This is a genomic window from Kitasatospora sp. GAS204B (genome assembly GCF_029892155.1).
Taxonomy (GTDB): domain Bacteria; phylum Actinomycetota; class Actinomycetes; order Streptomycetales; family Streptomycetaceae; genus Kitasatospora.
Genome location: NZ_JARZAG010000004.1, coordinates 226,147 through 252,215 on the forward strand (window position 1 = coordinate 226,147; position 26,069 = coordinate 252,215).

A 26,069-nucleotide genomic window follows, 5' to 3' on the forward strand; every position below is an offset into this window, starting at 1 on the left:
GGCTCTTCACCGCCCAGTGGATGCTAGGAGTCCACGAGAGATGCTTAGGCATGTTAGCGCGCCCACGCGCGACTTCACGAGGATTCGCAACTCCCAGATCTGGGATGACGACCTGTCAGACAGCGCCTTCCGGCTGGCGGTCCGGGGCCAGGCGCTCACGGAGACCAAGGCTGCCCGCACCACCGTCACCGAACTGGCCGACGGCTTGACCGGCGGACGAGTCACCGCAGCGAGGGCGCGCAAGAACCTCGCGCACGCCGGTCTGCTGCACCACACGCGCTGGCGCGGCCGGAGCGGGCAGATTCGCAGCGAGTCACTGCTGTGCGATGAGCCGATGAGCGAGAAGGACGCTGAGCGGTTGTTCGCCGCGCACTTCGCGCAGCTGGAGCGGCTGGAGCGGCTGGATCAGAGCGATGACGAACCGGATGCCGGAGGACGAGAGGACGGTGAGGCCGAGGCGCCGTCACCCGGCACCGTCCTCCCAGAGGAGGAAAGACTGGGGGAGGATGAGACTTCCCCCCTCCCGGTCCCGCCGCCCACGGAAGAACGCGCCAAAGCTGAGCGCGTGTTGCTCGCGCTGCGGCGCAGTGACCCGCGCCTGGTGCTCGGCGGCTCCGAGGTGCGGCGGTTGGCGCCGCTGGCGGCCGAGTGGCTGGCCAGGGGCGTGAGTTCGGAGTCGCTGCGGCATGTGCTCACCGCCGGGTTGCCGGGGGAGTTGAAGAGTGCGTATGCGTTGCTGCACCACCGGCTGGTGCACAAGATCCCGGACGCGCCGGAGCGATCCGCCGTGGTGGCGCTGGTGAACTGCGATGGGTGCGAGCGCCCGTTCCGGCCGGTCAGCGGCGAGGCCGCCTGCGGAGAGTGCCGACAGGCAGCGGCGGCGGCAGCGAGCGCACGCAGTGGCCCCGGACCCGTTCGGATGGGCTGGCGTGAACGGGTGGCATCCGTGACCGCCACTACATGACAGATCGTCAGACAACGGTCGCCGCCTACTCCGTAAAGTCCGAGGTCAGGCACGGGGGCCATGAATGGCCGGTGCTCTGGCCTGTCCGCTCATCGACGCGGTGCGCAGCATAGGGCTGTCCGGCCGTTGTTCGGGCCTCTCGTTGGTGTGAGGGGGTGGCCCGTGCTCGGCGGACCTGACCACCTGATCGTGTCGCGAAGGGGAGATTTCGTCATGACGGACGACATAGCGGCGGGCGCCGACGAGCAGCCCGGTGATCCCGGGCCCTGGCCGTATGGCGGACCGCCGCCACCGGTCCCTGCGGCCGGTGCGGGCCGGTCGCGCCGGCGGCTCGTCGCGCTGGCCGTGGCGGGGCTGCTCGTGCTGGGGAGCGTCGGGTACGTCCTGTGGCCGGGCGGCTCGGGCCGGTCCGCGAACGGCAACGCGGCCGCCCACGCGACAGCAGCGGCCCAGGCGCTCAGCGTGTTGCCGGCCGTGCAGCTGTCGATGGTCTACGACCCGGGCCAGGACGGGACGTTGACGCAGGCCGACTTGACGGTCACCGCCGCCGGTCAGGCCACCGGGACCCTGCACGAGCCGGACGCCGGCAGTTCGGATCTCGCCTGGAACGCCGGGCAGCTCTACCTCAAGGGTGACGCCGCGTTCTGGGGGACCCAGTCGCCCCTGTACGACTTTGACGTCTCCGCGAGCGGTCACTGGGTCGCACCGCAGAAGCGCGACGGCTACTACCTGCTCGACAACTTCGCCGTGGACGTGGGCACGCTGACCCCGGCGTCGCTGGGCTCGCTGGTCAAGCAGGTCACCTCCGACCCCACGGCTGTGCGCGGGGACGCCGGTTCGTTCGGCGGCCGGCCGGCGACGTCCTACACGGCGGGCGACTGGACGGTGCTCGTGGCCTCCACCGCCCCGTACACGGTCCTCGGCATCGGCGGCACCCCGCACGACTCCGGCCCGGTCCGGTCGGCCGCCTGGACCGCGCCCGTCCACTCCACGAAGGTGGTTGACGCGGGCTTCCGGTCGTCGGTGCTGCCCACGGACGACCCCGGTACCGGCGACCCCGCCGGCCCACCCAGCCTGTTCTTCGTTCCCGCGCCCGCCTGCCCCGCCGAGGCGGCGGCAGTACCGCCGGCTGTCGCCGGTGCCTCCTCCACGGCCGTCCCCTCCGGGACGGCTGGCAGCTCGGATCCGACCGGCACCGGCACGGCCCAGGGAGCTGCGTTCTCGGCGACCCAGACCAGCGGGACGGACTGCAGCACCCCGTCGTGCCCGATGACCTTCGAGGTCACGAACACCGGCGACCAGCCGGCGGACGCCACCCTCTACGTCAGCGCTCCCGGGTTTCCCGAGACGCCCTTCCCCCTGGGAACGATAGCCCCGGGCGACAGCCGGCAGGCCAGCGCCAGCAGGCCCAACCAGGCGCCGCCCGGCCAGACCGTCTCGGTCACCGTCAGCACCTGGGTGTACTCCTCGGCCCTGTACGGCCAGGACCCCGCAGTGCCGCAGCGGCTGCGGGCCCGGAACCTGAACCCCGACGACCAGGCCGAAGTCAGCAGCGTCGCAACGCCGTTGCGGGCAGCCGCGGTGAACCTGCTGGACCAGATGACCCAGAACACCCCGGCCTCGAACACCGAAGCCAACACGGCCGCGCTGAAGGCCCTCGACAGTGCCAACACGCGCGGACTCCTGCCGTTGCTGTCGACGATCACCAGCTCCGGGCGCCTGCAGAACCCCGACGACCTGCGCACCATCATTCCCAAGGCGATTGCGCCCACCGACGTCCGGGAGATGGAGCAGGTCGCCCACCTGCTGCAGACCGACCCGACCGCGAAGGTCTGGTACGACGGGCCGTACATAGTCGACGGCACGCGGTACCAGGCCGACTACATCTACACCGGCACCGAGAACGGCCAGCCCGTGAAACGCGCCGTCCAGATCAAGACGCTCACCTCGTACAAGAACCTTGGGACGAACGTGCGCAAGGGCGCCAACCAGCTCAACGGCAAGGCAGGCGGCCCGAACGGGGACGACACGCTGGCCGAGAAGGCTCCGCCCGGCTTCGAGCGGGTCCTGCAGCTCTACCTCGAGCCCTCGTTCGGCTACCTGGCCATGAGCAACCAGGCGGATCTGGAGAACTGGATACAGAGCAGGGCCTTCCGCCAATCACGCCAGAACCTCTGCGATCCGGGCGGCGGAGGACTCCTCGTCGACCGGCTCGTCATCATCAACGGCACCGGCCTGCACACGTGGACCGACCTCGGCAAGCTCGGTATCCACTGCTGACGTCCGCTGCTGACAGACGGGGCGACGGATGGGCCGGCCGAGTTCAGTGCCTGCTGCTGCTCCGCTACGGCCGCCTTGGGCTCAGACTGCGGCCGGGGCGGCGCTGTCGGTCGGCTGGGTGCTGCTCGGATCGCCCGGTATCCCGTTGCCCGGGTCGACCGGCCGGTCGTCGTCGGTGAGCGAGAGTGCTTTGCGGGCGATGGCCTCGGCGATCGAGGGGGCGTTGGTCCGCAGGGCTGCCTGGAAGGCCCCCACCGGGTCGGTGGTGTTGGTGCTGACCGCGTTCCATACGGTCGCGTCGGCCTCGAAGCTGTTCACCAGCACGGCGATCTGGCCCTTGACCTCGGCGGGCCACTGCGTCTGGTCGAGAAAGACCTCGGCGTCCGCGAGTGCCTGGGCGGTGCGCTCTGCCTCCCCGCCCGCCATCCCCGGGTCGGTCATCGGGTCCTGCAGAATCTCGTCCTGCAATCTGAGCTCGGTGAGGTCCTGCACGAAGGCCTGCTGAGTCGGGTTCAGATCGGCGGAGCCACCAGGGTCGCTGGGGATGTCGCTGGGCAGGGGGAAGGGCAGCGCGGGCGTTGAAGGACCAGCCCCGGTAGCGCTCGCGTGGACGTGCAGGACGCCGCTCACCATGCCCACCGTCCCCCCGATCAGCCCGAGCGTCCCGAGCACCACTCCCGCAACGGCGATCCCGAACCCCTCCTGGCGGCGGCGCCGGAGCTGGACCAGCGCTGCGATTCCGAAACCCAGCGCGGCCGGCCAGAGGCAGCAGGTGACCCCGGTGACCAGCGAGGTGATGGCCAGCCCGTTGGTTCCCTCGACCACCGGGCGCCCGTCGTACGGGTAGGGGTACGGGCCGACCTGCGCGTATGGGTGGCCGACCTGCGCGTATGGGTGGGGGTACGGGCCGTTGCCGGGCGGTGGCCACGGGGCACCGGCGGGGCGGGCGTCCTGCGGTGCGTCGTCCTGCGGCGGCGCCCACGGATCAGGGGAACCGGCGTCGTGTGGAGCCGCGTCCTGCGGTTCCGCCTGAGGCTCCCCGTTGTCCGGCCGTGCTGCGTCCGTCATGCTCCCCGCCCCCAAGCCCGCTGCCCGCGCAGCCGTTCGATCGTGGCCGGACTCTAGCGGAGCTCACAGCTGGACGACGACTTTGCCCTTGGCGTGGCCCTGTTCCAGGTACGCGAAGGCGTCGGCGATCTGCTCGAAGGGGAAGACTCGGTCGGTCACCGTTTTGAGCATGCCCTTGTCGACCAGTCCGGCCAGCACCTCGAGGTCCGCTCCGCTGGGGTGCATGAACAGGTACCGGTAGCCGACACCCTTGCGTCGGGCCGCGCGGCGGATCTTGGCGCTGGCCGCCGTCAGTACGGCGGTCAGCAGCGGGCCGGCGCCCAGGTCCACGCGGGCCGTGGTCGCGTCGGGGATCCCGGCGATGGAGACGGTCCTGGCGCCGCGCTTGAGGATGGCGAAGCTGTCGAGCAGGTCCTGGCCGCCGGTCAGGTCGAATGCGCCGTCGTAGTCGCTGAGTTGGTCCTTGAACTTCTGCGTCCGGTAGTCGATGACCGTTTCGGCCCCGAGGGAGCGCACCAGTTCCTCGCCACGCGGTGATGCGGTGGTGGCCACCGTCGCGCCCAGCCAGGCGGCGAGTTGGATGGCGAGGGTGCCGACGCCGCCGGCTCCGCCGGAGATGAACACCCGGTCGCCCGCCTTGACGGCCAGTTCGTCGCGCAGTGCCTGCAGCGCGGTCAGCCCGGCGAGCGGGAGTCCGGCGGCATCGGCGAAGTCCAGCGACGTCGGCATCTTCGCCACCAAGGCCTCGTCGACGACGGCATACGGGGCGTAGGCGCCCAGCTTGTCCTTGTCCACCCTGGCGAACACCCGGTCGCCGACCGCGAAACGCGTGACGCCGTCGCCGATCGCCTCGACGGCACCCGACAGTTCGCTGCCTGCCACCATGGGCAGGTCGAGGCGCTTGAGCAAACGCATCTTGCCTTCGCGGATCTTGAAGTCGACCGGGTTCAGCCCCGCCGCGCGCACGCGAATGAGCACCTCGCCGCTGCTCGGCGCGGGCTCGGGGACGTCGCGCAGTTCCATCGCGCTCGCGTCGCCGTATCGGGTCATGACGTATGCCTGCATGAGAGTTACTCGCTTTCACTGCTCTGTTCGGTCCGAGCCCGCTGTTCGGTCCGAGGCCGGGGTGCTGCCACGCCGAGATTCGCGTGGACGGCGCCACGGACCCGGTCGGCGACGACCTCCGGCACGGAAGCGTCGAACTTGCCGTCGAGGTGCAGGAACGCGAGGCCGTGCACCAGGGCCCAGACGGCGGTGGACAGCGCCTCGAAGTCGTCGGCACCCGGGCCCGCTTCACTGCCGTGCTTCCGAAAGGCTCGCCGGACGAGGCCGTCGACGTACGCGGAGATGGCGGCGGTCGCGGCGGCCCTTTCGGCGTTGCCCGGGTCGCAGGGCTCCGAGAACATGGCCCGGAACAGGGCCGGGTGCGCAAGGGCGAACTGCACATAGGCCACGGCGACGTCCGCGAGATCCTCAGGCGTCGCGGGCGCTGGGTGCGCCGCGGCGAGGCGCTCCGCAAGCTCGCGGTACCCCTGCGCGGCGACCGCGGAGACCAACGCCTCCCGGTCGGGGAAATGCCGATACGGAGCGGTCGCCGACACGCCGGCCCGCCGGGCCACAGCGCGCACCGAAAGCCCGCCGCCGCCCTCTTCCAGCAGCTCACGCGCCGCACGCAGGCACGCGGCCCGCGCGTCGCCGTGGTGGTAGGAGTCGCTCGGCTTGCCCATGGGACTCCTCTCGAGTGTGCACTGCTTACATTGCGATCGTAGCCGCAATGTAAGCAGTGCGCACATCGACTCCTTGTCGAAGGGGTGTTTGAGGAGTCAACGGCGGCAGGCTGACGTACCGTCAGGCAGCCGTGGCCACGATCACGGTCGCCTCCAACTCCTCGTCCCTGCGGATCTCCACACCCAGCCCGGCCGCGCGCACCGTGGCCACCGCGTTCGGCACCTGCCGCTCGCTGGTCTCGAAGAGCAGCGCCCCGTCCGGCGCCAGCCACTCGGGCGCGGCACGGGCGACCCGGCGCAGCACGTCCAAACCGTCCGCGCCGCCGTCCAGCGCGACGCGGGCCTCGTGCACCCGGGCTTCGGTGGGCAGCAGCGCGATGTCCCCGGTCGGGACGTACGGGACGTTGGCGAGCAGAACGGTGACCTGGCCGCGCAGGCGGGTGGGCAGCGGGTCGAACAGGTCGCCTTCGTAGGCGTGCGCCCCGGCCGGAAGGTTGCGGCGGGCGCAGGCGACGGCAGCGGGGTCGACGTCAGCGGCGTGCAGCTCGACGCCGCCGTCGACGCTGGCGGCCAGCGCCGCGCCGAGCGCGCCGGACCCGCAGCAGAGGTCGATGACGAGGGCGCCGGGCGCGGTGCGTTCGGCCGCGCAGTCGACCAGGAACTCGGTGCGGCGCCGAGGCACGAAGACGCCGGGGTCGAGCGAGATCCGCAGGCCGTGGAAGTCGGCCCAGCCGAGCACGTGTTCCAGCGGGAACCCGGCAACGCGCTGCTCGACCATGGCGGCGAGCTGCTCGGGCGTGGTGGCGGTGGCGACGATCAGGTCCGCCTCGTCCTCGGCGAAGACACAGCCGGCGGCGCGGAGTTGGGTGACGATGTGGGGGAGGGGCGACATGAGAGCGGTGGATGCCTTCCGGGGTGACCGAAGGGTGCTCTCGCGGTCTGTCTCTGTCGTCTACGCCTGCGTCTACGAGTGGCGTACGGCGGGACCGCGCGGGGAGAGCACCCGGGCTGCAACAGCGGTAATGGGTCTCACCTCCTGGGTCGTGGTCCGGCAGGGCCGTGGTGCGGGCCTGCGGCGGCAAGAGTAACAGAGGGGGGCTGCGGGGCGGGGGTGGAGGAATTCTCGGCGAGGGGTGTCGAAGCCGGGTGGGCAGCGGCGTCATTCATGGTGAGGCCTCGAAGGCGCCATGCCTGCCGAAGGACCTACTGCTGAGTAACCTGCTGGTCAGTCCTGATAGCCACTCTGCCCCGCCGGGTACTCCCGGCGGGGCAGAGTGGCAGAGCCCGGATCAGCTAACAGCGTTGCGTTGCCTGCGGGTCCGGGTGTTGCTCAGGGTGAGTCGGTGCGGCTCAGCTGTTCTGGTAGATGTTCGTCACCTGCTGGTTGGTGAGGGCGTAGGGGTAGATCTGGACGTCGCTGACGGCGCCGTCCAGGGCGTTGCTGAGGCTGTATCCGGTGGCGGCCGATGCGCCGATGATGGTCGGTCCGGTGGTCTTCCAGGGGCTGGGGTTGGTGCCCGAGCCGGCGAACTGGCCGCCGACGTAGAGGGTCATGGCCTTGGTGTCGGCGTTGTACGTGGCGGTGAGGTGCGTCCAAGCCCCGACCTGTGGCGCTGTGTTGGCCGAGGCCGAGTAGTAGGTCGGGGTGTTGATGTCGTCGGCGCCGGCTGCGATGAAGGCCCAGGTGCCGAAGGACTTGGAGTACTGGAGGTAGAAGGGGCTGCGTTGGTTGCCGGCGAGGCAGAGGATGGTCTGGTTGTCGTAGGTGCTGTTGATCTTTGCCCAGGCCGAGACCGAGAAGCTCTTGGTGGTGTCGGGGGTGGGGATGTTGGCCTGGAGGTAGCTGGGGGTCGAGGCGCCATGGAACGAGGCGGCGGCGTTGGGGGTGCCGTTGTGGTCGGCCTCCCACTGGTAGGCGCCGCTGGGGCTGGCGGTCAGCGGGTTCTGGCCGTTGACGTCGAGGGGCGGGCTCGCCGAGGCCAACTTCCACTCGTAGTTGGGTGCTCCGGTGTTGAGGACGGTGTCGGGGCCGGTGGTGAAGGTGTAGCCGGGCGTGGCGGTGTCGGCACCAGTGGTGTTGCCGGTCCAGATCTGGATGTCGCCGGAGGGGGTGATTCCCCAGAGGGTGGGGTGGCCGTTGCCCGTGAGGTCGCCGTCGGAGCCGATGGTGGGCCAGTTGGCGGTGGTGACACCGCTGTTGATCTGGGTGCTGGTGGCGATGCCAGTGAGGGTGGGGAGAGTGACCGAGCCAGCGAAGGGGACGTTGACGGTGATGGTGCCAGTGCTGAAGGTGTAGGCAGTGATGTTGCCGCTGGCGTTGCTGGTGCTGGTATCGCGGGCCCACAAGCCGGGGCGGCCCTGGCCCGCCCAGTCGCCGGGTGAGATCAGCTGGAGGTTCTTCCAGCCGGTTGCGGCAAGTTTGACCGGTGAGCCGAAGACGGCGTTAGCGATTGCCGGGTAGAACCAGAGGGCCGCGTCGTTGGCGGGGTTGGTCTCCACGGTGAACAGGCCGGTGCGGTTGAGGAAGTGCTTGGTGGGGTCGAGGTTGGTGGTGCTGGGGTCGCCGCTGGCGGCGATCTGCTTCACGCTGGACCAGTCGGTGGCGTTGTAGCCGGTGCAGTCCGTGAGGGTGGGGTCACAGGCGGGCTTGGTCAGCAGGTTTGGGGTGTCGAAGGCGCCGGTGATGCTGTTGTTGTTGGGGTTCTGGTAGTAGTACAGGCTCTTGGCGCCGACCTTGTACGCGATTAGGTCGTCGACGTGATTGGCGCCGCTCAGGCTGCCGCGGTGCGTGATGAGGTAGTTGTTCCAGGAGTCAGCGCCGGGTGACTTGGCCTGAGGGGCGGCGAGGGTGGTGGCAGGCGCCTGGGCGAGCGGGTTGCCCGGGACGGTGTAGGAGCGCAGGTTGCCGGCCGAGTCCGGGGCGACGATGTCGGGGACGCTGTCGCCGGTGATGTCACCGAAGACCGGCGCGGGGCCGTTGGGGTTCCACGGGGCGTAGAAAGAGTACGGGGCGATCGGCGAGAGGTTGCCGGCGTTGTCCTCGGCCTGGACGTAGAGGATGTTGGTGCCCCAGTGGCCGGGGATGATGCCCGGGATCTGGCCGCTGGGCATGTTCGAGCCGCAGGCCCAGTTGGAGCCAGCCAGTTGTGGGTCCCAGCCCCAGCGCAGGCAGCCGACGCCGGAGGAGTTCAGGCCCGAGGGGTTCGGGTCGGTGGCGATGAACGGGACCGCGCCGGTCTTGCCGGCGTAGATCTGCGGGATCTGGCCGTTGCCCGAGGGCGGGAATGTCGTGGCGAGGTTGCTGACGGTGGACGGGAAGGTCACGGTCGGCGGAGTCAGGTCGACCTTGAAGTAGCAGGTCGGGGTGGAGGCGGACCAGGACACGCCAGGCAGTTGGTCGCTGGCCATGATGCCGTAGCCGTAGGAGTGACCGTCCTGGATGACGCTGCCAGGCACACCGAAGCTGGTGGTGCCGCCGCTGGCCGCCAGGTTCGAGTACCCGGACGCCACGTCAGGGACGCCGGAGAGCTGGTAGTCCCAGAGGTGGTCCCAGGACCACAGCTGGCCCTGGGTGGGGCTGGAGACGGTGGCGTTCAGCCAGACCGCGCCGTTCTGGTTGCTGCCGGCGCCGAGCCAGGCCCAGTCGTTGGAGTTGCCGTCTCCGCAGGACTGGTTGGTGGTCCCCGTGCTCATGGTCTTGGGGGCCGGCCAGACCGCTGGGTTGGTCGGGGTGTTGGGGACGCGGTCGTACTGGATGGATATCGAGGGCTGGTAGGTGAAGCGCTTGAACGCGTTGTCGTTGCTCTCGTTGCCGTAGAGGCCGAAGGTCAGCTGGCCGTTGTTGGCGTACTGCTGCATGGTGCCGGTGATGTTGTACTGGAAAGGTATGTTCGGACCGCAGCCGGAGCCGCCGACCTTGTCCTCGCCGAGCGAGCCGCCGACCTGGCCGGGCTGGTTGGTCCAGTTGGTGCCGGTGCCGTTGGGGCCGCTGCCGGGCGGGTAGATGGCACCGGTGAGGTAGAGGTCCAGCGGGTAGGTGTCGGCGCAGGTCCAGTCGGCGGAGCTGTACTCCTGCATGTTCATCGTGGCGGAGGAGACGATCGCGCCGTTGAGCCCGCTGATGTCGAACTGGTAGAAGCTGCGGTATTTGTCGACAGGGGAGCAGCTGTTGCCGGCGGCGTAGTAGCCGCAGATGCCGACACCAGGGTGGTCGGAGTCGCCGCTGCCCGAGCGCATCCAGTTGGACAAGTTCGGGTAAGCGGACTGGACCCAGGTCCAGGAGTTGGCCGACGGTGACCACGGCACCCAGGCCGGGTCGATGTAGTAGGGCGCGGTGCCGTGCGCCAGCAGGTCCTGGTCGGGGGTGAGGTCGATGCCCGTGCCGTCAGCCTTCACCGGCATCGTGGCGACCTTGGATGCAGCACCGGGGCCGTCGGTGGTACTGGTGGGCGCGGCCGTGCCGTCGCCACCGGCGGCTGTGGTCTGGAGGGCGGCGCGTAGCTGCATACCGTTGGCGGCGGGAGCAGCGGGCGTGGTGCTGCTGTCCCACATCTGCGGAGTGGGGGCGAGGAAGCGGGGGTTGCCGTCGGCAGCGGTCGCGGTGATGTCACCGACCTGGTCACTGCTGACGGTGACGCCGTCGGCGACGGTGTCGAAGTGCAGGTCCTTCAGGACCGGATTGGCGGCTGCGGCTTGGGTCTTGACGACCAGGACGGTGGTCAGGCCACCGAGCTTGGTCGCAGTGACCTTGAGGTCGATGTCCGGGGCGACAGACGGGTAGAGAACGCTGTCGCCGCTGACGGTGGGCGCGGGAAGCGCGAACGGGGCGGTCAGGGCGAGCTTCTTGCCGTCCGTGCTGGTCATGGTGGCCAGCGGACCGTCACCGCCCTTGGACAGCACCAGGTTCGCGACCGAGGCCTTCGGCGAGTAGCTGCCATCGGGGTTGGCCGCCAGGTCGGCGTCCAAGGCTTGCCAGGTGCCGTTGCGCTTGACGCGCTGCTGGTCGGGGTGGCTGGTCAGGGACAGATGACCTGTGGGCGTCGCGACCGTCTCGCTGAACTCCGTGGTCAGCGCGTCGATCGGAACGTTCTGCTTGGTCGCCTCGGCCTGCGCGATGGCCTTGTCGGTGTCGTTGGCCGGAGGCCGCTCCTGCGAGCGCAGGGCGGTCGCGGCGTCGATCGCGGCCTGCGAGGGCAGACCCGATGGGCCTGCGGCGTGCGCGATGGGTCCGGCGAGGGCAGCCGTCAGTGCCACGACCGCGGCCGTGGTCAGGAGACGAGTGGGCGCGCCAAAGTGATGGCGCCGGCTGGTCACGGTGAAAGTCCCCCAGGAAAAAGGTGAGAGGCCTGTGTAGGCAAAAGTCGTCAACACGCTCGTGGATGTCACGAACCGTGGCAAGTCATTTACGGCTGGTGCTGTCCGGGTTTGGCGGAAAGAGCATCGGAATGCGTGCGCGTGAGAATCTTCACGCCTGTGATGATCTTGACGTGTCCTCAGTGAACACCGCTACGCTGCGCCTGGTTTGTGTCGGGAGGGTGACCCGGTCGTGCCGGGTCGGTGGGGGGAACGGTGTTCGCGTTGCGTCCTGTTGGTGGCCTGTGGCAACGAGTTGATCGACGGCGGGACCGACCACGTGGCGGCTCCAGAAGCCGCGTTGCCGCGGTCGCCGCAGTGGCTCTGCTGGGTTCGCTGGTGGCGCCGGTGTCGGTCGCGGTGGCGGCAGGGCCGGACTACTCGCGGGTGTGGTCGCCGGGCACGGCGTTGTCGAAGACGGCGTCGGTCAAGGGTCACAAGGCCGCTGCAGTTCCCGCGGCGAAGCCGGCGCACCCGGTGCCGCCGGTGTGGCAGCCACCGAAGTCCGCGCATCCGATCCCCAGCGGCCAGGCGTCGGTGCAGCTCGGCTCGGGTCCCGCGCCGCAGGCGCCGGCCGCGGCCGCGGCCCCGGCCGCCGGTGGCGAGACGGCCGCGTCAGGTCTGCCGGTCACACTCGCGCCGGTCGCGGGCTCCTCGGTCGCTGGGCAGAGCGTCCAGGTCGATGTCGCGGACCCGAAGTCGACTGCCAAGGCCGGTATATCGGGGCTGGCGGTGACGCTGACCCGGTCGGGCCAGGGCGATCCGGGCGCGGTCCAGGTCGGGATCGACGCGTCGGGTCTGGATTCCGCGTTCGGCGCGAACTGGGCGGAGCGCGCGCACCTGGTCCTGCTGCCCGGCTGCGCTGTGACGGATCCTCAGGCGGCCGGGTGTCAGAAGCAGACGCCGCTGGCTTCGCAGTACGACCCAGCCTCGAAGAAGATCACCGCTGATGTGACGTTGCCCGCCGCCAACGGCGGTGCGGCGCAACCGCGCAGCATGGCACTCAACAGCGCCGCCTCGTCCTCATCCCCATCCTCGACCACGGTCGGGGTGGTCTCCGGATCCTCCAGTGGTACAGGCACGTACTCGGCGACTTCGCTGAACCCGTCCCAGGCGTGGACGGGCGGTGGCTCCTCGGGCTCATTCACCTACTCCTACCCGGTGCAGGCCCCGCCGGCGCTGGGCGGTTCCGCTCCGACGGTGCAGCTGTCCTACGATTCGTCCTCGGTGGACGGGAAGACCTCCTCGACGAACTCGCAGGCGTCCTGGATCGGCGACGGCTGGGACTACACCCCTGGCTTCGTGGAGCGCTCCTACCAGCCGTGCTCGAAGGACGGGATCACGACCTCGGGCGACGAGTGCTGGGCAGGGGCGAACCTCACCCTGTCCCTTGGCGGCCACTCCGGGCAGCTGGTCCCCGACGACCCCTCCTGCCAGGCCAACGCGCCGGCAGCCACCGAGCAGTCCAACTGCACCTGGCGGATCAAGGGTGACGACGGCACCAAGGTCCAGTTCCTCACCGGCGCCACCAACGGCACCTGGAACGGCTCCTACATCAAGGTGACCGACACCAGCGGCACGGTCTACTACTTTGGCCTCAACCACCTGCCCGACGCGAACGGCAACCCGACCACCCTGGGCGCCGACAGCGGCTCGGCCTGGACGCTTCCGGTCTACTCGCCGAACTCCGGCGACCCGTGCTACGACCCGGCTAAGAGCCAGGCATCGTGGTGCCAGAGCGCGTGGCGCTGGAACCTGGACTACGTCGTCGACTCGCACAGCAACCTGACCACCTACAGTTACACCCCCGAGGCGAACTTCTACGCCCGGGGTGGCGGCCAGAACAACGGCACCGGCTCGAACAGCTCCTACACGCGCGGCGGCGTGCTCGCCTCCATCGGCTACGGCCAGCTGCTGTCCGACCAGCTGAACAACAACGGCGGCTACCAGCCGGCCGCGAAGATCGTGTTCAACTCCACCGAACGCTGCGTCACGTCCACCGCAGCCTGTGACCCCTCGCAGCGCACGTCCGCGAACGCGGCGAACTGGCCTGACGTCCCGCTCGACCAGCAGTGCGCACAGGGCGACAACTGCACCAACTACGGCCCCACTTTCTGGACCACCAAGTGGCTGGCCTCGATCGCCACCCAGGTCAAGATCAACGGCAGCTACCAGCCGGTGGACTCCTACGCGCTGAACCACGTGTTCCTCCAGGTGCAGAACGCCACCGAGAACACCCAGGTGCCGTGGCTGGCCAGCGTTCTTCGCACCGGCCAGGACGCCCAGGCCCCTGGGATCTCCGTCCCGCTGCCCCTTGTGTCCTTCACCTCGGAGCTGCTGCCCAACCGCGTCGACGGCACGAACCTGCTCCCCGCACCGCCGCTCTACAACCGCCCCCGCATCCAGCTGATCACCACCGAGACCGGCGCCACCATCGGCGTCACCTACGCCAGCGCCGGCGCCACCGGCACCACCAACCAGCCCACCTGCTCCCGGGTCAACAACGTGATGCCGGCCTCGGCCGACAGCGACACGATGTCCTGTTACAACGTCAAGTGGAACCCGCCGGGCTCGGTCGCGGGCGCGACTCCGGTTGACGACTGGTTCCAGCGCTACCCCGTTGCCAGCATCACGGTCAACCCGGGCACGCCGGGCTCGGCGCCGATGACCACGACCTACAGCTACGGCAAGGCCGCCTGGCACCGCAACGACTCCCCGCTCACCCCCGACAACGCGCGTACCTGGGACCAGTTCCGCGGCTACGCCTCCGTCACCGCAGTCTCCGGCAGCGGCAACGACGGCCCCCAGTCGCAGAAGACGACCACGTACTACCAAGGCATGGACGGCGACCTGCTCGCCAACAAGAACGCCCGCAGTGTCTCGGCGGCCGGTCCGATGAGTGGTCCGGTCACCGATTCCGACTGGCTCTCCGGCCAGACCCTGGAATCCGACACCTACACCCAGGCCGGCGGCAGCATCACCGGGTACACGGTCAACACCAGCAGCGGTCCGGTCGCCACCGCCACCCACAGTCAGGGCAGCCTGCCCGCCCTGATCGCCCGCTACGCGGCCACCACCACGGCCTCCATGACCAAGTCGCTGAAGGCGGACGGTACCTGGCGGGCCACCAGCACGACCACCAAGACTGACTCGGCTTACGGCAACCGGACCATCACCTCGCTGAACAGCGCGGACGGCCTGCCGGACATCTGCACCCGCACCAACTACGCCGCAGGCTCCGACCCGCAGGTCTCGGCGCTCCCCGACGAGACGATCACCGTCAATGGCGCGAGCACCTGCAGCGCCACCACCACCGCCACCGCGGCCAACACCACCGCGTGGAAGCGGATCACCTACGACGGCCTGTCCTTCGGCCAGCTCGGCACGGCGCACGATCCGACCAGCACCCTGACAGCCGACCACTTCGACGCCAGCGGCAACCCGCAGTTCACGGTGGCCAACGCCACCTACGACAGCTACGGCCGCATCACCAGCGCGACGGACCCCAACTCCACTGACGGCGCCCACCCGAACGGCGCCACCGTCACCACCAGCTACTCGGCCGCCGCCGCAGGTGAGCTGCCGAACAGTGAGACGGTCACCACGCCGGCCCCGGCCGGTGCGAGCGACGCCGCGACGGGCCGCGCCACGACCACCACGTATGACCCGGCGCGCTCCCTGCCGCTCGCGGTGACCGATCCCAACGGCCGCGTCACCACCGAGGCCTACGACCAGCTCGGCCGGGTGACCGGAGTCTGGCTGCCTGGCCGCGCCACCACCAGTAGCGCCAGCAAGACCTTCGCCTACACGGTGCCCGGCGTGGTCAACAACGCGGCCGTCCCCCCGACTGTCACTAGCTCCACCTTGCGCGCGGACGGGTCGTACAACGTCAGCATCGCGATCATGGACGGTGAGGGTCGTAGCATCCAGACCCAGTCCACCCCGGCGATCTCCGCCTACAACAACGGCCGGTTGATCACCGACACCGCCTACGACTCGCAAGGGCGGGTCATCCGCTCCAACAACACCTGGTACAACAACGACACCCCGCCCAGCACCACTCTGTACCAGACCACCACCCAGCAGGTCCCGGGTCAGACCTACACGGTGTACGACGGCCTCGGCCGTCCGCTGACCCAGCAGTTCGTCGCCTACGGCGTGGTCCAGAACACCACCACCACGGCCTATCCGGGCGCGGACCGCACGGACGTGACACCGCCGGCCGGCAGCACGCCGACCTCCACCGTCACCGACGCCCGCGGCCACACCGCCCAGCTCTGGCAGTACAAGACCCCCACTGCTACTGGGAACCCGGCCGACGCCGATGTGACCTCGTACACCTACACGGCCGACGGCCAGCAGGCGACCCAGAAGGACGCCGCCGGCAACTCCTGGAGCCACACCTACGATCTGAAGGACCGTGAGGTCAACTCGGTCGACCCGGACACCGGGACCACCGCCACGACCTACGACCCGGCCGGTCGTGTGGCCACCACCACCGATGCCCGCAACCAGACCATCGCGTACACCTACGACCTGCTCGGTCGTAAGACCGGCTCCTATCAGGGTTCGGCGTCGCCCGCCAACCAGCTGACCGGTTTCACCTACGACACGGTGGTCAAGGGCCAGCCGAGCACCTCGACCCGGTACGTGAACGGGGCCTCTGGCAACGCCTACACCACCTCGGTGCTGTCCTACGACACCGCCTACCACCCCACCCAGACCACCACCACGATCCCGGGCGCCGACATCGGCCAGGGCTCGACCCCGTTCACCTACACCTACCAGGCCCTCTACGATCCGATCACCGGAGCGTTGAAGGACGACAACCGCTCGGCGGTCGGCGACATCCCGGCCGAGACCATCGCCTACACCTATGAGGTCAACGGTGAGCTGACCAGCTTCGGCGCGTACGGCGGTGCCACCTACGACGTGTCCTCGAACTGGGATGCCTACGGGCATCCCATCCGCGCCACGGTCAACCCGTGGGGCACCCAGATCGTGGTGACCAACACCTTCGACGAGTCCACCGGGCGCCCGCTGCAGCAGTTCGTCGACAAGCAGACCGCCGCCACCGGCGCGGTCCAGCAGACCACCTACGCGTACAACGCCTCCGGTCAGGTCACCGGGGTCCGCAGCATCCCGGACAACGTCCCGTCCTCCACCGACCTGCAGTGCTTCGGCTACGACTACCTCGGCCGGCTGACCACGGCGTGGAGCGATACCGGCACCCTCACCCAAGCCCCCCAGCCCTCGGTCGGCGGACAGGGCTCGTGCGCCAACTCCAGCCCAACGAGCGGCGCGCAGGCCCCGTTGCGCACCACCGTGGGCGGACTGGCGGCGTACTGGCAGAGCTATGGCTACGACCTGACCGGCAACCGCACCCAGCTCGTCCAGCACGACCCGTCCGGCAACACCGCACAGGACACCACGGTCACCCAGACCTTCCCGACCCCGGGAACCCTCAACACCCCCACCACAGCCCAGAACACGGGCGGCGGTACGGGCGGCCCGCACGCGCTGCTCGGCGCCACCACCGCTGGACCGAGCGGGAACAGCTCGGCTGGCATGCAGTACGACGCGGTCGGCAACACCACCTCCATCACCGACCCGACCGGCACCGCGACCCTCAGCTGGAACGGCGAGGATAAGCTCGCCTCCTACAGCAAGACCGGCACCGCTGGACCCACCACCTACACCTACGACGCGTCCGGCAACCAGCTCGTCCGCCGCGACCCCGGCAGGACCACCGTCACCCTCGGCAACGACGAACTCGTCTACGACTCGAACGCCAAGACCCTCACCGGGGTGCGCTACTACACGATCCCCGGCGGCGTCACCCTGGTCCGCCAGGGCGGCACCTCCACCTTCCAGATCGCCGACCCCCACGGCACCAACACCCTCGCCCTCGACGGCACCACCCTCACCGAGACCCGCCGCCCCACCGACCCGTTCGGCAATCCCCGCGGTACCCAGCCCAGCACCTGGGCCGGCGACAAGGGCTTCGTCGGCGGTACCCAGGACCAGGCCACCGGCCTGACCAACCTCGGCGCCCGCGAATACCAGCCGAGCACAGGTCGGTTCCTTAGTACGGACCCCATCTTCAACCCCGCCGACCCCCAGCAGTGGAACGGCTACGCCTACAGCAACAACAGCCCCGTCAACAGTAGCGACCCCACCGGCAAGCTCTCGAATGTTCAGGGGGGTGGCTGTGGCACCGGATGCGACGTCAATGCGGTCCTGAACGACCCCAACTACTACCCAAACGTTCCCGAGCCTGACAACAGCCCTTTCAAGCCTGCTCCCAGCACCACCGGAAATGCCAAGAGCGACCAGGGCGGCTGCGACGACAGTTGCCAGGGCGCTCTGAACTCCCTTGTCCATCACGGGCACTGGAAGGACGACTCCCAGGAGACTGGGGTTCACCAGGCCCTCGCCACCGAGCTGCAGAAGTACATACTGACTCTCGGCGGCAACACCCGGCCCTGCCAGGCAGGCGCCTCGGTGACGTCTGGGACAATTGCGGCCTGCAACCAGCTGGCCGGAACCTCGCCCCAGCTGACCTGGCAGGACCTGCTGAAGCTCTGGGCGATGGGGAAGGACGGTGCGGACATCTCGTTCGACGGGGGTAGCCCACTGACCCAGCAGATCGCCGCGAGTGAACACAGTCAGGAGATCCTCAGCAATCTGGCCGCGCAGATCAGGGCGGGTGGCTACGCGGTCCCCCTGTCCGAGTTGGGTGGGCAGAACGACTACGTGGACGGGGCGAACCTGCCCGAGAAGCTGAAGAACTTCCCCAAGGACATGCTCGGAATGGGCACGGACGGGAAACACGGAACTCCTACACCGGAAGCCTTCCTGGGTGGTTATGACGTGGTATACCAAGTAATCAATGAATCGCCGAAGACTCGTTCCTTCACCGTGGCATTCGCCGCCTACAATGACACCGGGATCGCCTCTCTGACGCACGCCTTGCCGAACACCACGTCCGGCGCCGGGGCAAGCGTCAGGCAGGAGTTCTACTGGGCCGGAGCTCTCCATGAGTGACCGGAGCGTGAGCAGCCCGCGCTTCATCGACCGGATGTTCGCAAAGCCCGTCCGATGGGCCGCGCTGCTCGTCCTGGTAGCCGGCTACCTGGCTGTGCTGGTCAGTCTGTTCCCGGTGCACAGTGAAAACTCGATGCTCGTCGACGACCTCCGGTCGCACCGCACATCTGTGGTCCGGCTGGACACTGACGGCTCGCAGGTGTTCGCCGAGTGGTCGACGGGAGTGCTCGATCACAAGGCGGAGACCTACCGATTCGCGTACGGGAATCCGGGTTCCGCCGGAGCCATCGACGCGTTCGAACAGGTCATCAATCAGGCAACAGTCGGGAGCGGTGCCACGGTCAGGTTCCAGACGTTCGACGCGAGCCACGGATTCGGCGGTCTGAGCGTGTTCGTCTCGGTGCTGTATCCGAGTGTCCTCGGTTGGTCGCTGCTCTCTGTCGGGGCCTATGCCACGGGGCTGCTGATCATCAGCCACATCCTGCTGGGGGCCGGAAGGCGCAGGGATGCGGGAGCGGGCTGGCTTTGGATCTGCCTCCTGACTGGGTTCGGTTTCTTCTCGTACCTTTGGCTCGAGCCGAGCCCGCTGCTCGCCTTCGCGATGAGGCGCCCGAAGCCCGCACGAACCAGGCCGCTGGGCGTGCTAGGGGCGCTCGGAGCCACCACCGTTGCTGCCGCGTTCCTGGCTGCGCTGGGCCTTGTCTTCATCCACCTGATCGACTCCGTACATGCCTGAGCAGAAGGCCCAGTGGATCTGTTCCCGCTGGGCCTTCTCGAGTGCCAGGCCGGGCCAGTGAGGTTCAGCCGGAATGGGAGTAACTGCAGCTGGCATGGCACAGAACTACGACATAGTTGCCGACTACGATGTCAACGGTGAGCTGAGCACCTTCGGCGCGTTCGGCGGTTCCACCTACGACCTGTCTTCGGACTGGGACGCCTACGGTCACCCCATCCGCTCCACGGTCAACCCGTGGGGCACCCAGATCGTGGTGACCAACACCTACGACGAGTCCACCGGCCGTGCGCTGCAGCAGTTCGTCGACAAGCAGACCGCGGCCACCGGCGCGGTCCAGCAGACCACCTACGCCTACAACCCTTCCGGCCAGGTCACCGGGGTCCGCAGCATCCCGGACAACGTCCCGTCCTCCACTGACCTGCAGTGCTTCAGCTACGACTACCTCGGCCGGCTGACCACGGCGTGGAGCGACACCGGCACCCTGACCCAGGCCGCCCAGCCCTCGGTCGGCGGGCAGGGCTCCTGCGCCAACTCCAGCCCCACCAGCGGCGCCCAGGCCCCGTTGCGCACCACCGTGGGCGGACTGGCGGCGTACTGGCAGAGCTACGGCTACGACCTGACCGGCAACCGCACCCAGCTCGTCCAGCACGACCCGTCCGGCAACACCGCCCAGGACACCACGGTCACGCAGACCTTCCCGACCCCGGGAACCCTCAACACCCCCACCACAGCCCAGAACACGGGCGGCGGCACCGGCGGCCCGCACGCGCTGCTCGGCTCCAGCACCGCTGGACCGAGCGGGAACAGCTCGGCCGGCATGCAGTACGACGCGGTCGGCAACACCACCTCCATCACCGACCCGACCGGCACCGCGACCCTCACCTGGGACGGCGAGGACAAGCTCACCTCCTACGCCAAGACCGGCACCGCTGGACCCACCACCTACACCTACGACGCGTCCGGCAACCAGCTCGTCCGCCGCGACCCCGGCAGGACCACCGTCACCCTCGGCAACGACGAACTCGTCTACGACTCGAACGCCAAGACCCTCACCGGGGTGCGCTACTACACGATCCCCGGCGGCGTCACCCTGGTCCGCCAGGGCGGCACCTCCACCTTCCAGATCGCCGACCCCCACGGCACCAACACCCTCGCCCTCGACGGCACCACCCTCACCGAGACCCGCCGCCCCACCGACCCGTTCGGCAATCCCCGCGGTACCCAGCCCAGCACCTGGGCCGGCGACAAGGGCTTCGTCGGCGGTACCCAGGACCAGGCCACCGGCCTGACCAACCTCGGCGCCCGCGAATACCAACCTGCCACGGGGCGCTTCCTCAACGCGGATCCCCTCCTTGCCCCTACTGACCCCCAACAGTGGAACGGCTACTCCTACGGTGACAACAAGCCGACGGACGCGTCCGACCCGACTGGTTACAGGGTCCACGACGACATCACCGGTCTCAGCTTCGGCATGGCAAGGGCCATGGAGGACAACTACGCCGCACACCCGCAGCAGATTCAGCAGGACCTCCAGGAGCAGGCCGCCTCGTACAAGAAGGCGCAGGAGGAGCATCCCACCTGCCTGCATGACTGCACGCCGCACTCGGTGAAGCCCGACTACACGTACACCTACAAGGAGGACATCGGACCGGTCGCGAAGGCGGGGCTGCCGATCGACGTGATGTCTATGTTCCTGCAGTCGCCCGCTCAGATCTTCCCCTTCCCGGTCAGTGGTTGCAGCTCGTTCTACGACGGTTCGCATTGCGAGCTGCATCCGGGGCCAGCCATGTTCAAGGGGGACGGAACTGTTGAGGTGGTACTCGATACGCCCACGAGTTTCACCTTCATCGTGGAGTCTGACCGCTACTTCGACAGGGCTGGGTCGACCATTCGGTTCTCGCTGAGCGATGAGCACAACGAGCTCTACCTGACCCAGCACGGGGAGGCCCGGAGCAACTCGGCGCTGGTTTCGGCTGGGAAGGACGCCGGGTTCATCCACACAACCTGGAAGGACATGGCGCACAACCTGCGCACCGAGCTCGGGGTAGCGCCGTCCAAGCCGCAGATTGACTGGACATCCCCGGGTGACTGGGCCGACCTCATCGGCGGCAACTGGGACCAGTTCCAGTAGTTCGCAGTCCTCGATCAGTACGGCCCCGCTGACACCCGGCGCCGACGTGGCCGCGACCACTCGGTAAGCTGCAGAGTGGTCGGCGAAGTGCAGAAGGTGATGATCCTTGGAAATTGCCCAGTTGCTGTCGTTCCTTTTCGTGGCGGCCGCATTCATCCTGTTGCTCGCTTCCCCCATGCTGGCCGTGTGGGCCGGGGGGAGGCTGGCCCGGATCTATGCGCGATCTAAGGCCCGCGCGATCGGGATTGCCGCCGCATTCCTCGTATCGCTTCCGGTCGCGGTCTACGCCTTCCTGCGATGGGCTGAAATACCGCTCATCTGAGGCAGCTTGGCTTGACCTGGTGTCCCGGCGGAACCCGTTCCGCCGGGACACTGCCAGTTGCTCACTCCCAGGCGCCGGACCATAGAGAGCACCTCCGCTGGCCCCGCCAGCAGGTCGAGGTCGATACCCACAGCACCGAACCGGGAGCGTACTCACCGCTCTCGCTGACACGAGCAGGGGGAGATCGAGACCGCACTGGACCAGTTGAAGACCCACCGGCGGCGCGCAGGCCCCGTTGCGCACCACCGTGGGCGGACTGGCGGCGTACTGGCAGAGCTACGGCTACGACCTGACCGGCAACCGCACCCAGCTCGTCCAGCACGACCCGTCCGGCAACACCCTCCAGGACACCGCGGTCACCCAGACCTTCCCGACCCCGGGAACCCTCAACACCCCCACCACAGCCCAGAACACGGGCGGCGGCACCGGTGGCCCGCACGCGCTGCTCGGCGCCACCACCACCGCACCCAGCGGGCCCAGCTCGGGCAGCATGCAGTACGACGCGGCCGGCAACACCACCTCCATCACCGACCCGACCGGCACCGCGACCCTCACCTGGGACGGCGAGGACAAGCTCACCTCCTACAGCAAGACCAGCGGCGCCGGCGCGACCACTTACACCTACGACGCGTCCGGCAACCAGCTCGTCCGCCGCGATCCCGGCAAGACCACCATCACCCTCGGCAACGACGAACTCGTCTACGACTCGAACGCCAAGACCCTCACCGGCGTGCGCTACTACACGATCCCCGGCGGCATCACCCTGGTCCGCCAGGGCGGCACCTCCACCTTCCAGATCGCCAACCCGCACGGCACCAACACCCTCGCCCTCGACGGCACCACCCTCGCCGAGAGCCGCCGCCCGACCGACCCGTTCGGTAACCCTCGAGGCAACCAGCCCAGCACCTGGGCCGGCGACAAGGGCTTCGTCGGCGGTACCCAGGACCAGGCCACCGGGTTCACCAACCTCGGAGCGCGGGAGTACCAGCCGAGCACGGGTCGGTTCCTCAGCACGGACCCGCTCCTCAACCCCGCCGACCCCCAGCAGTGGAACGGCTACGCCTACAGCAACAACAGCCCCGTCAACAGTAGCGACCCCACCGGCAAGCTCTCGAATGTTCAGGGGGGTGGCTGTGGCACCGGATGCGACGTCAATGCGGTCCTGAACGACCCCAACTACTACCCCAACGTTCCCGAGCCTCAGATTCTCGCGCCCGATGGGTTCGGCAAATACGCACAGACTGCCCCCAGCAGCAGCGGAAAGAACAAGAAGAGCGACAACGGCGGCGCGGGTAACTTCAAGGACTTCCTGTTCGGCGTGGGAACAATCCCGTGGTCCTTCGGAGCCGCGATTCACAAGGTCCTCTGGGTGGGCGACTCCCAGGACGACCCAATACCGCACCCGATGGACAGCTATTACAACTGGGCCCAGAGAAACGGCGTCGACACCGACAGCGCCAACTTTGCCTCCGGGTCGTTCTTGTTTGCCGCGCTGGGTGACAGCTACGCTACCTCCGGCGACGATCCGGCAGCGATCAGCAGCGGAGGTTGCAACAGCTTCCTCCCAGGGACGCCCGTACTGCTGGCAAACGGTGCAACCAAGGCCATCGACAAGCTGGCTGGCGACCAAGTAGCCGCCACTGACCCGCAGACCGGCCTCACCACCGCACAGCCGATCACGCAATACATTGTCACCCCGGGCGACCAGGACTTCACTGACCTCACCCTGCTCATTACCCCGAAGCTTGCCGCGTCGAGTACTCCGCCCCGCATCACCACAATCGCTTCAACTCAGCATCACCCATACTGGGACCTCACGACCCAGCGGTGGACCGATGCTGCCGACCTCCATCAGGGTGACCAGCTGCTGGCCGCAGACGGATCCACCGTTGTCGTCCAGGCCATTCGCAACTACCAGACTCCCCCAACGACGACCTACAACCTGACGGTCGATCAGGTCCATACGTACTATGTGCTGGCAGGGGCCACGCCGGTCCTCGTGCACAACTGTGGTGGAAACGACGCGCCTTTCCTGAACGACAGAAACGGACAATATAATCTTCAGAGTGAGCTTGGGCGTGCGGATTCGCTGGGCGTGAAGCCGGTGAGGCCTGGCCAGCCTGGCTTTGACGAAGCGATCAACTCCGGTGATATCAAGTGGGTAGTGGGCAGCGATGGAAAATTGGTAGTGATGCCGAAGACTGTGGCTGGCGAGGAGATTCCTCACAGTGTTCTAACTCGCGGTCAGCCAGTTCTGGCTGCCGGTGAAGCCGATGTTGCCGGTGGGGATGGGTTCCACTTCGGGCTCCGAATATCGAATAACAGCGGTCACTATATGCCCTGCAACTGTAGTCTCGATATTGGGATACAAAATTTCCGCGAGGCTGGAATTGAATTCGATCCAGGGAGCGTGGAACGTGTTGCCCCTTGATGCTGAAAAGATCCACGATCTCCTGGAGATGGATGGCGATTCACAGCGCCGCTGGTTGGTCGCAGGTCAGCCATCCGTAGTTGGTGAGCGCCACTACTGGTGGGAAGCCGTCACTACGATCGCACTGAGTGGTCTTTATGACGCCGCCCCGGCTAGCCCCGATGAATTGAAGTATGCGCTCCTGGCTATGCGCTCAACTGAAGGGGCCATGGCGCAGCATGTCGTGGCTAGAACGGATGGACTGATTCGCATTTCCTACCTGGCGTCGCGATACGGTCGTGATGCAGGCAATGACATTCGCAGCATTCTAGACCCTGATCAATTGGCGAGCGACTGTTTGGCGTCGATTGAACTGCCGTACGAGGTCGTGCTGCAGGCTCTGGATGACTGGAGGTCATTGCCGCGCTCAGAGATACTGGCGCTCCGGAAGGTTAAGAAAGTTATCAGTGCAGTCGCGGTGCTGATCCCGCATGTTAGCGACGGTGAACTTCGGGACAACGTTCTTCGATGGCTCGAAATTCGCGACCTGTTGCCCTAGGGCCTCTGCTGTCTGGAATTAGCGAGATCTAGTCGGAAGCTCCGTTGAAAGGCGGTGGTTTCTAGGAATCGTTGCAACACGTAGTCGATTTGATCAGGCCGCGAGCAGTTTATGCAGGCGCTCGGCTGGGGTTTCCCAGCCGAGCGTTTCGCGTGGGCGGCCGTTGAGTTCGGCATTGACGGCGGCCAGGGGCTCCGCTCCGTGGACTCTCGGGCGAGTGCCCTTGTCGGCGATGTGGATCCACTTGAATTTTTACGTCAGTGCTGACTGTTGCCGGTTGCGGGTATGATACAGACGCACCTAGGCATGATGGCGGCGTGTCAAGCGATGCGCGTGCTTATGAAGGGTCCTCCGGTCTCTCGCTTGGCGATGCATCTCAGCAAGACGCAATTACGTTCCCGCCCGCAGCGACAAGTCTACATTTTAAGACGGTTGGAGATCCGGGCGGCGGAAGTTTTTATCTGACCTTCAAGGCTCCAGGGAATTCGGCTGACGGATTTCTGGGGCAGCTCGGGACATCAATGAGAAATTGCAGTCAGCCATTCGGTGATATTGAATCTGATGTGGCCTCGCATGCGGGATGGCAATTGCTGGCGGCAATCGGTTTAATTTTAATGGCTGTATCGGTGGCATTGGCAATGGGAGATTCTTCGAAATTTCGTTGGATAAGATCGATTCGCCAGGCATCATAATTTACTACTTCTCGGGCGAGGATGGGGTGGGTCAAATACCGCTTTGCCATGGCAGGCGCTACTTGCATGTCGGTTCGCTAGGTGCTTCGAGCGGTTGCGGGTTTTTGGACATGAGCCCTCGCCCTGCCCATGCCCCCTTGTGGGCTATATAGTTAACTTCCTGTTAGGCGGCGCCGTAAGCCTGCAGTGAGCTTGGTGAGGTTTCCGGATATGCCATCCCGCATGAGTGGGATTCGTCATCTTGTCGAAAGAATTATTGTGAGGTCTGGCTCCTGGTGTAGTTTTTGATGTCAAGGAGGAAAAGATGTCGCACCTCTTCGATGACGACTTCGTCAGAGGCTCGCTCGAAGTCCATCTCCCCGAGGCATGTGTGCTCCTGGGGCGACTGGACATGGCTGAGCGTGCATCAGCAGAGGACTTGGGGCGGAGCCCTCGGTCCCTCGGTATGTACACGGTTTTGCCTGAGGCCTTCTATTGGGATATTCTCCGGCCGGCTCTGAACCCTGCGGAAACCAGTCTCGATCTCCTGGGAAGATGCAAGGATTTTCTTGATGAACTCACCGAGAGCCGACGCTATGGGGTATTGCAGGCGCTGCGAATTCGTGTGTGGGAACATCTAACACGTCCTGAGCGCGGGATTCTTGCGTGGAGTGGCCCCGATGCGGTCGCCCCGCCGTCCTAGCGTCGACCTTTCGTGACGGTCCGCCGGGCTTGCCCGGCGGACCGTTTCGGCTTGCGGGCCTGGGGCGGGCAGGCCCTGAAGGCCAGCTTGAACAGCTTC

General features: G+C 67.5%; 14 protein-coding genes. 9 read left to right on the forward strand and 5 right to left on the reverse strand.

What is annotated here, in order from left to right:
• The first annotated feature begins 40 nt into the window (after nucleotides 1-40).
• Both P3T41_RS07960 and P3T41_RS07965 read left to right on the forward strand, forming a co-directional pair.
• On the forward strand, nucleotides 41-964 hold the full coding sequence (locus tag P3T41_RS07960) for a hypothetical protein (RefSeq protein WP_280688884.1): 924 nt from the start codon (nucleotides 41-43) through the stop codon (nucleotides 962-964).
• Nucleotides 965-1,177: 213 nt separating this feature from the next.
• Nucleotides 1,178-3,244 carry a hypothetical protein gene (locus P3T41_RS07965; protein WP_280688885.1) on the forward strand — a complete coding sequence of 689 codons (2,067 nt, stop codon included), beginning with the start codon at nucleotides 1,178-1,180 and terminating at the stop codon, nucleotides 3,242-3,244.
• Between the two features lie 81 nt (nucleotides 3,245-3,325).
• Here the strand turns inward: P3T41_RS07965 and P3T41_RS07970 are convergent, their stop codons facing one another.
• The 5 genes from P3T41_RS07970 to P3T41_RS07990 form a co-directional block, all read right to left on the reverse strand.
• Nucleotides 3,326-4,312 carry a DUF4190 domain-containing protein gene (locus P3T41_RS07970; RefSeq protein WP_280688886.1) on the reverse strand — a complete coding sequence of 329 codons (987 nt, stop codon included), beginning with the start codon at nucleotides 4,310-4,312 and terminating at the stop codon, nucleotides 3,326-3,328.
• A gap of 63 nt (nucleotides 4,313-4,375) precedes the next feature.
• Complete coding sequence (locus P3T41_RS07975; RefSeq protein WP_280688887.1) at nucleotides 4,376-5,362, reverse strand: NADP-dependent oxidoreductase; 987 nt, start codon at nucleotides 5,360-5,362, stop codon at nucleotides 4,376-4,378.
• A gap of 20 nt (nucleotides 5,363-5,382) precedes the next feature.
• Complete coding sequence (locus P3T41_RS07980) at nucleotides 5,383-6,039, reverse strand: TetR/AcrR family transcriptional regulator (protein WP_280688888.1); 657 nt, start codon at nucleotides 6,037-6,039, stop codon at nucleotides 5,383-5,385.
• Nucleotides 6,040-6,160: 121 nt separating this feature from the next.
• Nucleotides 6,161-6,931 carry a putative protein N(5)-glutamine methyltransferase gene (locus P3T41_RS07985; protein WP_280688889.1) on the reverse strand — a complete coding sequence of 257 codons (771 nt, stop codon included), beginning with the start codon at nucleotides 6,929-6,931 and terminating at the stop codon, nucleotides 6,161-6,163.
• Between the two features lie 458 nt (nucleotides 6,932-7,389).
• Nucleotides 7,390-11,292, reverse strand: coding sequence for a LamG-like jellyroll fold domain-containing protein (locus tag P3T41_RS07990; RefSeq protein ID WP_280688890.1), 3,903 nt, complete (start codon nucleotides 11,290-11,292; stop codon nucleotides 7,390-7,392).
• 417 nt (nucleotides 11,293-11,709) lie between these two features.
• On the opposite strand from P3T41_RS07990, the gene P3T41_RS07995 reads away from it, so the two are divergent.
• The 7 genes from P3T41_RS07995 to P3T41_RS08025 all read left to right on the forward strand — a co-directional run bounded on the left by P3T41_RS07995 (nucleotide 11,710) and on the right by P3T41_RS08025 (nucleotide 25,288).
• Nucleotides 11,710-18,438 carry an RHS repeat-associated core domain-containing protein gene (locus P3T41_RS07995; protein ID WP_280688891.1) on the forward strand — a complete coding sequence of 2,243 codons (6,729 nt, stop codon included), beginning with the start codon at nucleotides 11,710-11,712 and terminating at the stop codon, nucleotides 18,436-18,438.
• Nucleotides 18,431-19,174 (forward strand): hypothetical protein, encoded by a 744-nt coding sequence (locus tag P3T41_RS08000; protein ID WP_280688892.1) that lies wholly within the window; start codon nucleotides 18,431-18,433, stop codon nucleotides 19,172-19,174. The genes P3T41_RS07995 and P3T41_RS08000 overlap by 8 nt, the downstream gene beginning before the upstream one ends.
• Nucleotides 19,175-19,268: 94 nt before the next feature.
• Nucleotides 19,269-21,305, forward strand: a complete 2,037-nt coding sequence (locus P3T41_RS08005; RefSeq protein WP_280688893.1) for an RHS repeat-associated core domain-containing protein — start codon at nucleotides 19,269-19,271, stop codon at nucleotides 21,303-21,305.
• Between the two features lie 106 nt (nucleotides 21,306-21,411).
• Nucleotides 21,412-21,627 (forward strand): hypothetical protein, encoded by a 216-nt coding sequence (locus P3T41_RS08010; protein WP_280688894.1) that lies wholly within the window; start codon nucleotides 21,412-21,414, stop codon nucleotides 21,625-21,627.
• A 235-nt stretch (nucleotides 21,628-21,862) separates the two neighbouring features.
• Complete coding sequence (locus P3T41_RS08015) at nucleotides 21,863-24,058, forward strand: polymorphic toxin-type HINT domain-containing protein (RefSeq protein WP_280688895.1); 2,196 nt, start codon at nucleotides 21,863-21,865, stop codon at nucleotides 24,056-24,058.
• Nucleotides 24,045-24,596, forward strand: a complete 552-nt coding sequence (locus P3T41_RS08020; protein ID WP_280688896.1) for a hypothetical protein — start codon at nucleotides 24,045-24,047, stop codon at nucleotides 24,594-24,596. The genes P3T41_RS08015 and P3T41_RS08020 overlap by 14 nt, the downstream gene beginning before the upstream one ends.
• Nucleotides 24,597-24,913: 317 nt before the next feature.
• A complete protein-coding gene (locus P3T41_RS08025; RefSeq protein WP_280688897.1) occupies nucleotides 24,914-25,288 on the forward strand; it encodes a hypothetical protein in 375 nt (124 codons plus the stop codon).
• The last annotated feature ends 781 nt before the right edge of the window (nucleotides 25,289-26,069 follow it).

Coding starts and splice junctions, on each gene's coding strand:
- P3T41_RS08005 (WP_280688893.1), top strand. CDS start 19,269: ATGGCACAGAACTACGACATAGTTGCCGACTACGATGTCAACGGTGAG.
- P3T41_RS07970 (WP_280688886.1), bottom strand. CDS start 4,312: ATGACGGACGCAGCACGGCCGGACAACGGGGAGCCTCAGGCGGAACCG.
- P3T41_RS07975 (WP_280688887.1), bottom strand. CDS start 5,362: ATGACCCGATACGGCGACGCGAGCGCGATGGAACTGCGCGACGTCCCC.
- P3T41_RS07965 (WP_280688885.1), top strand. CDS start 1,178: ATGACGGACGACATAGCGGCGGGCGCCGACGAGCAGCCCGGTGATCCC.
- P3T41_RS07985 (WP_280688889.1), bottom strand. CDS start 6,931: ATGTCGCCCCTCCCCCACATCGTCACCCAACTCCGCGCCGCCGGCTGT.
- P3T41_RS07960 (WP_280688884.1), top strand. CDS start 41: ATGCTTAGGCATGTTAGCGCGCCCACGCGCGACTTCACGAGGATTCGC.
- P3T41_RS07980 (WP_280688888.1), bottom strand. CDS start 6,039: ATGGGCAAGCCGAGCGACTCCTACCACCACGGCGACGCGCGGGCCGCG.
- P3T41_RS08000 (WP_280688892.1), top strand. CDS start 18,431: ATGAGTGACCGGAGCGTGAGCAGCCCGCGCTTCATCGACCGGATGTTC.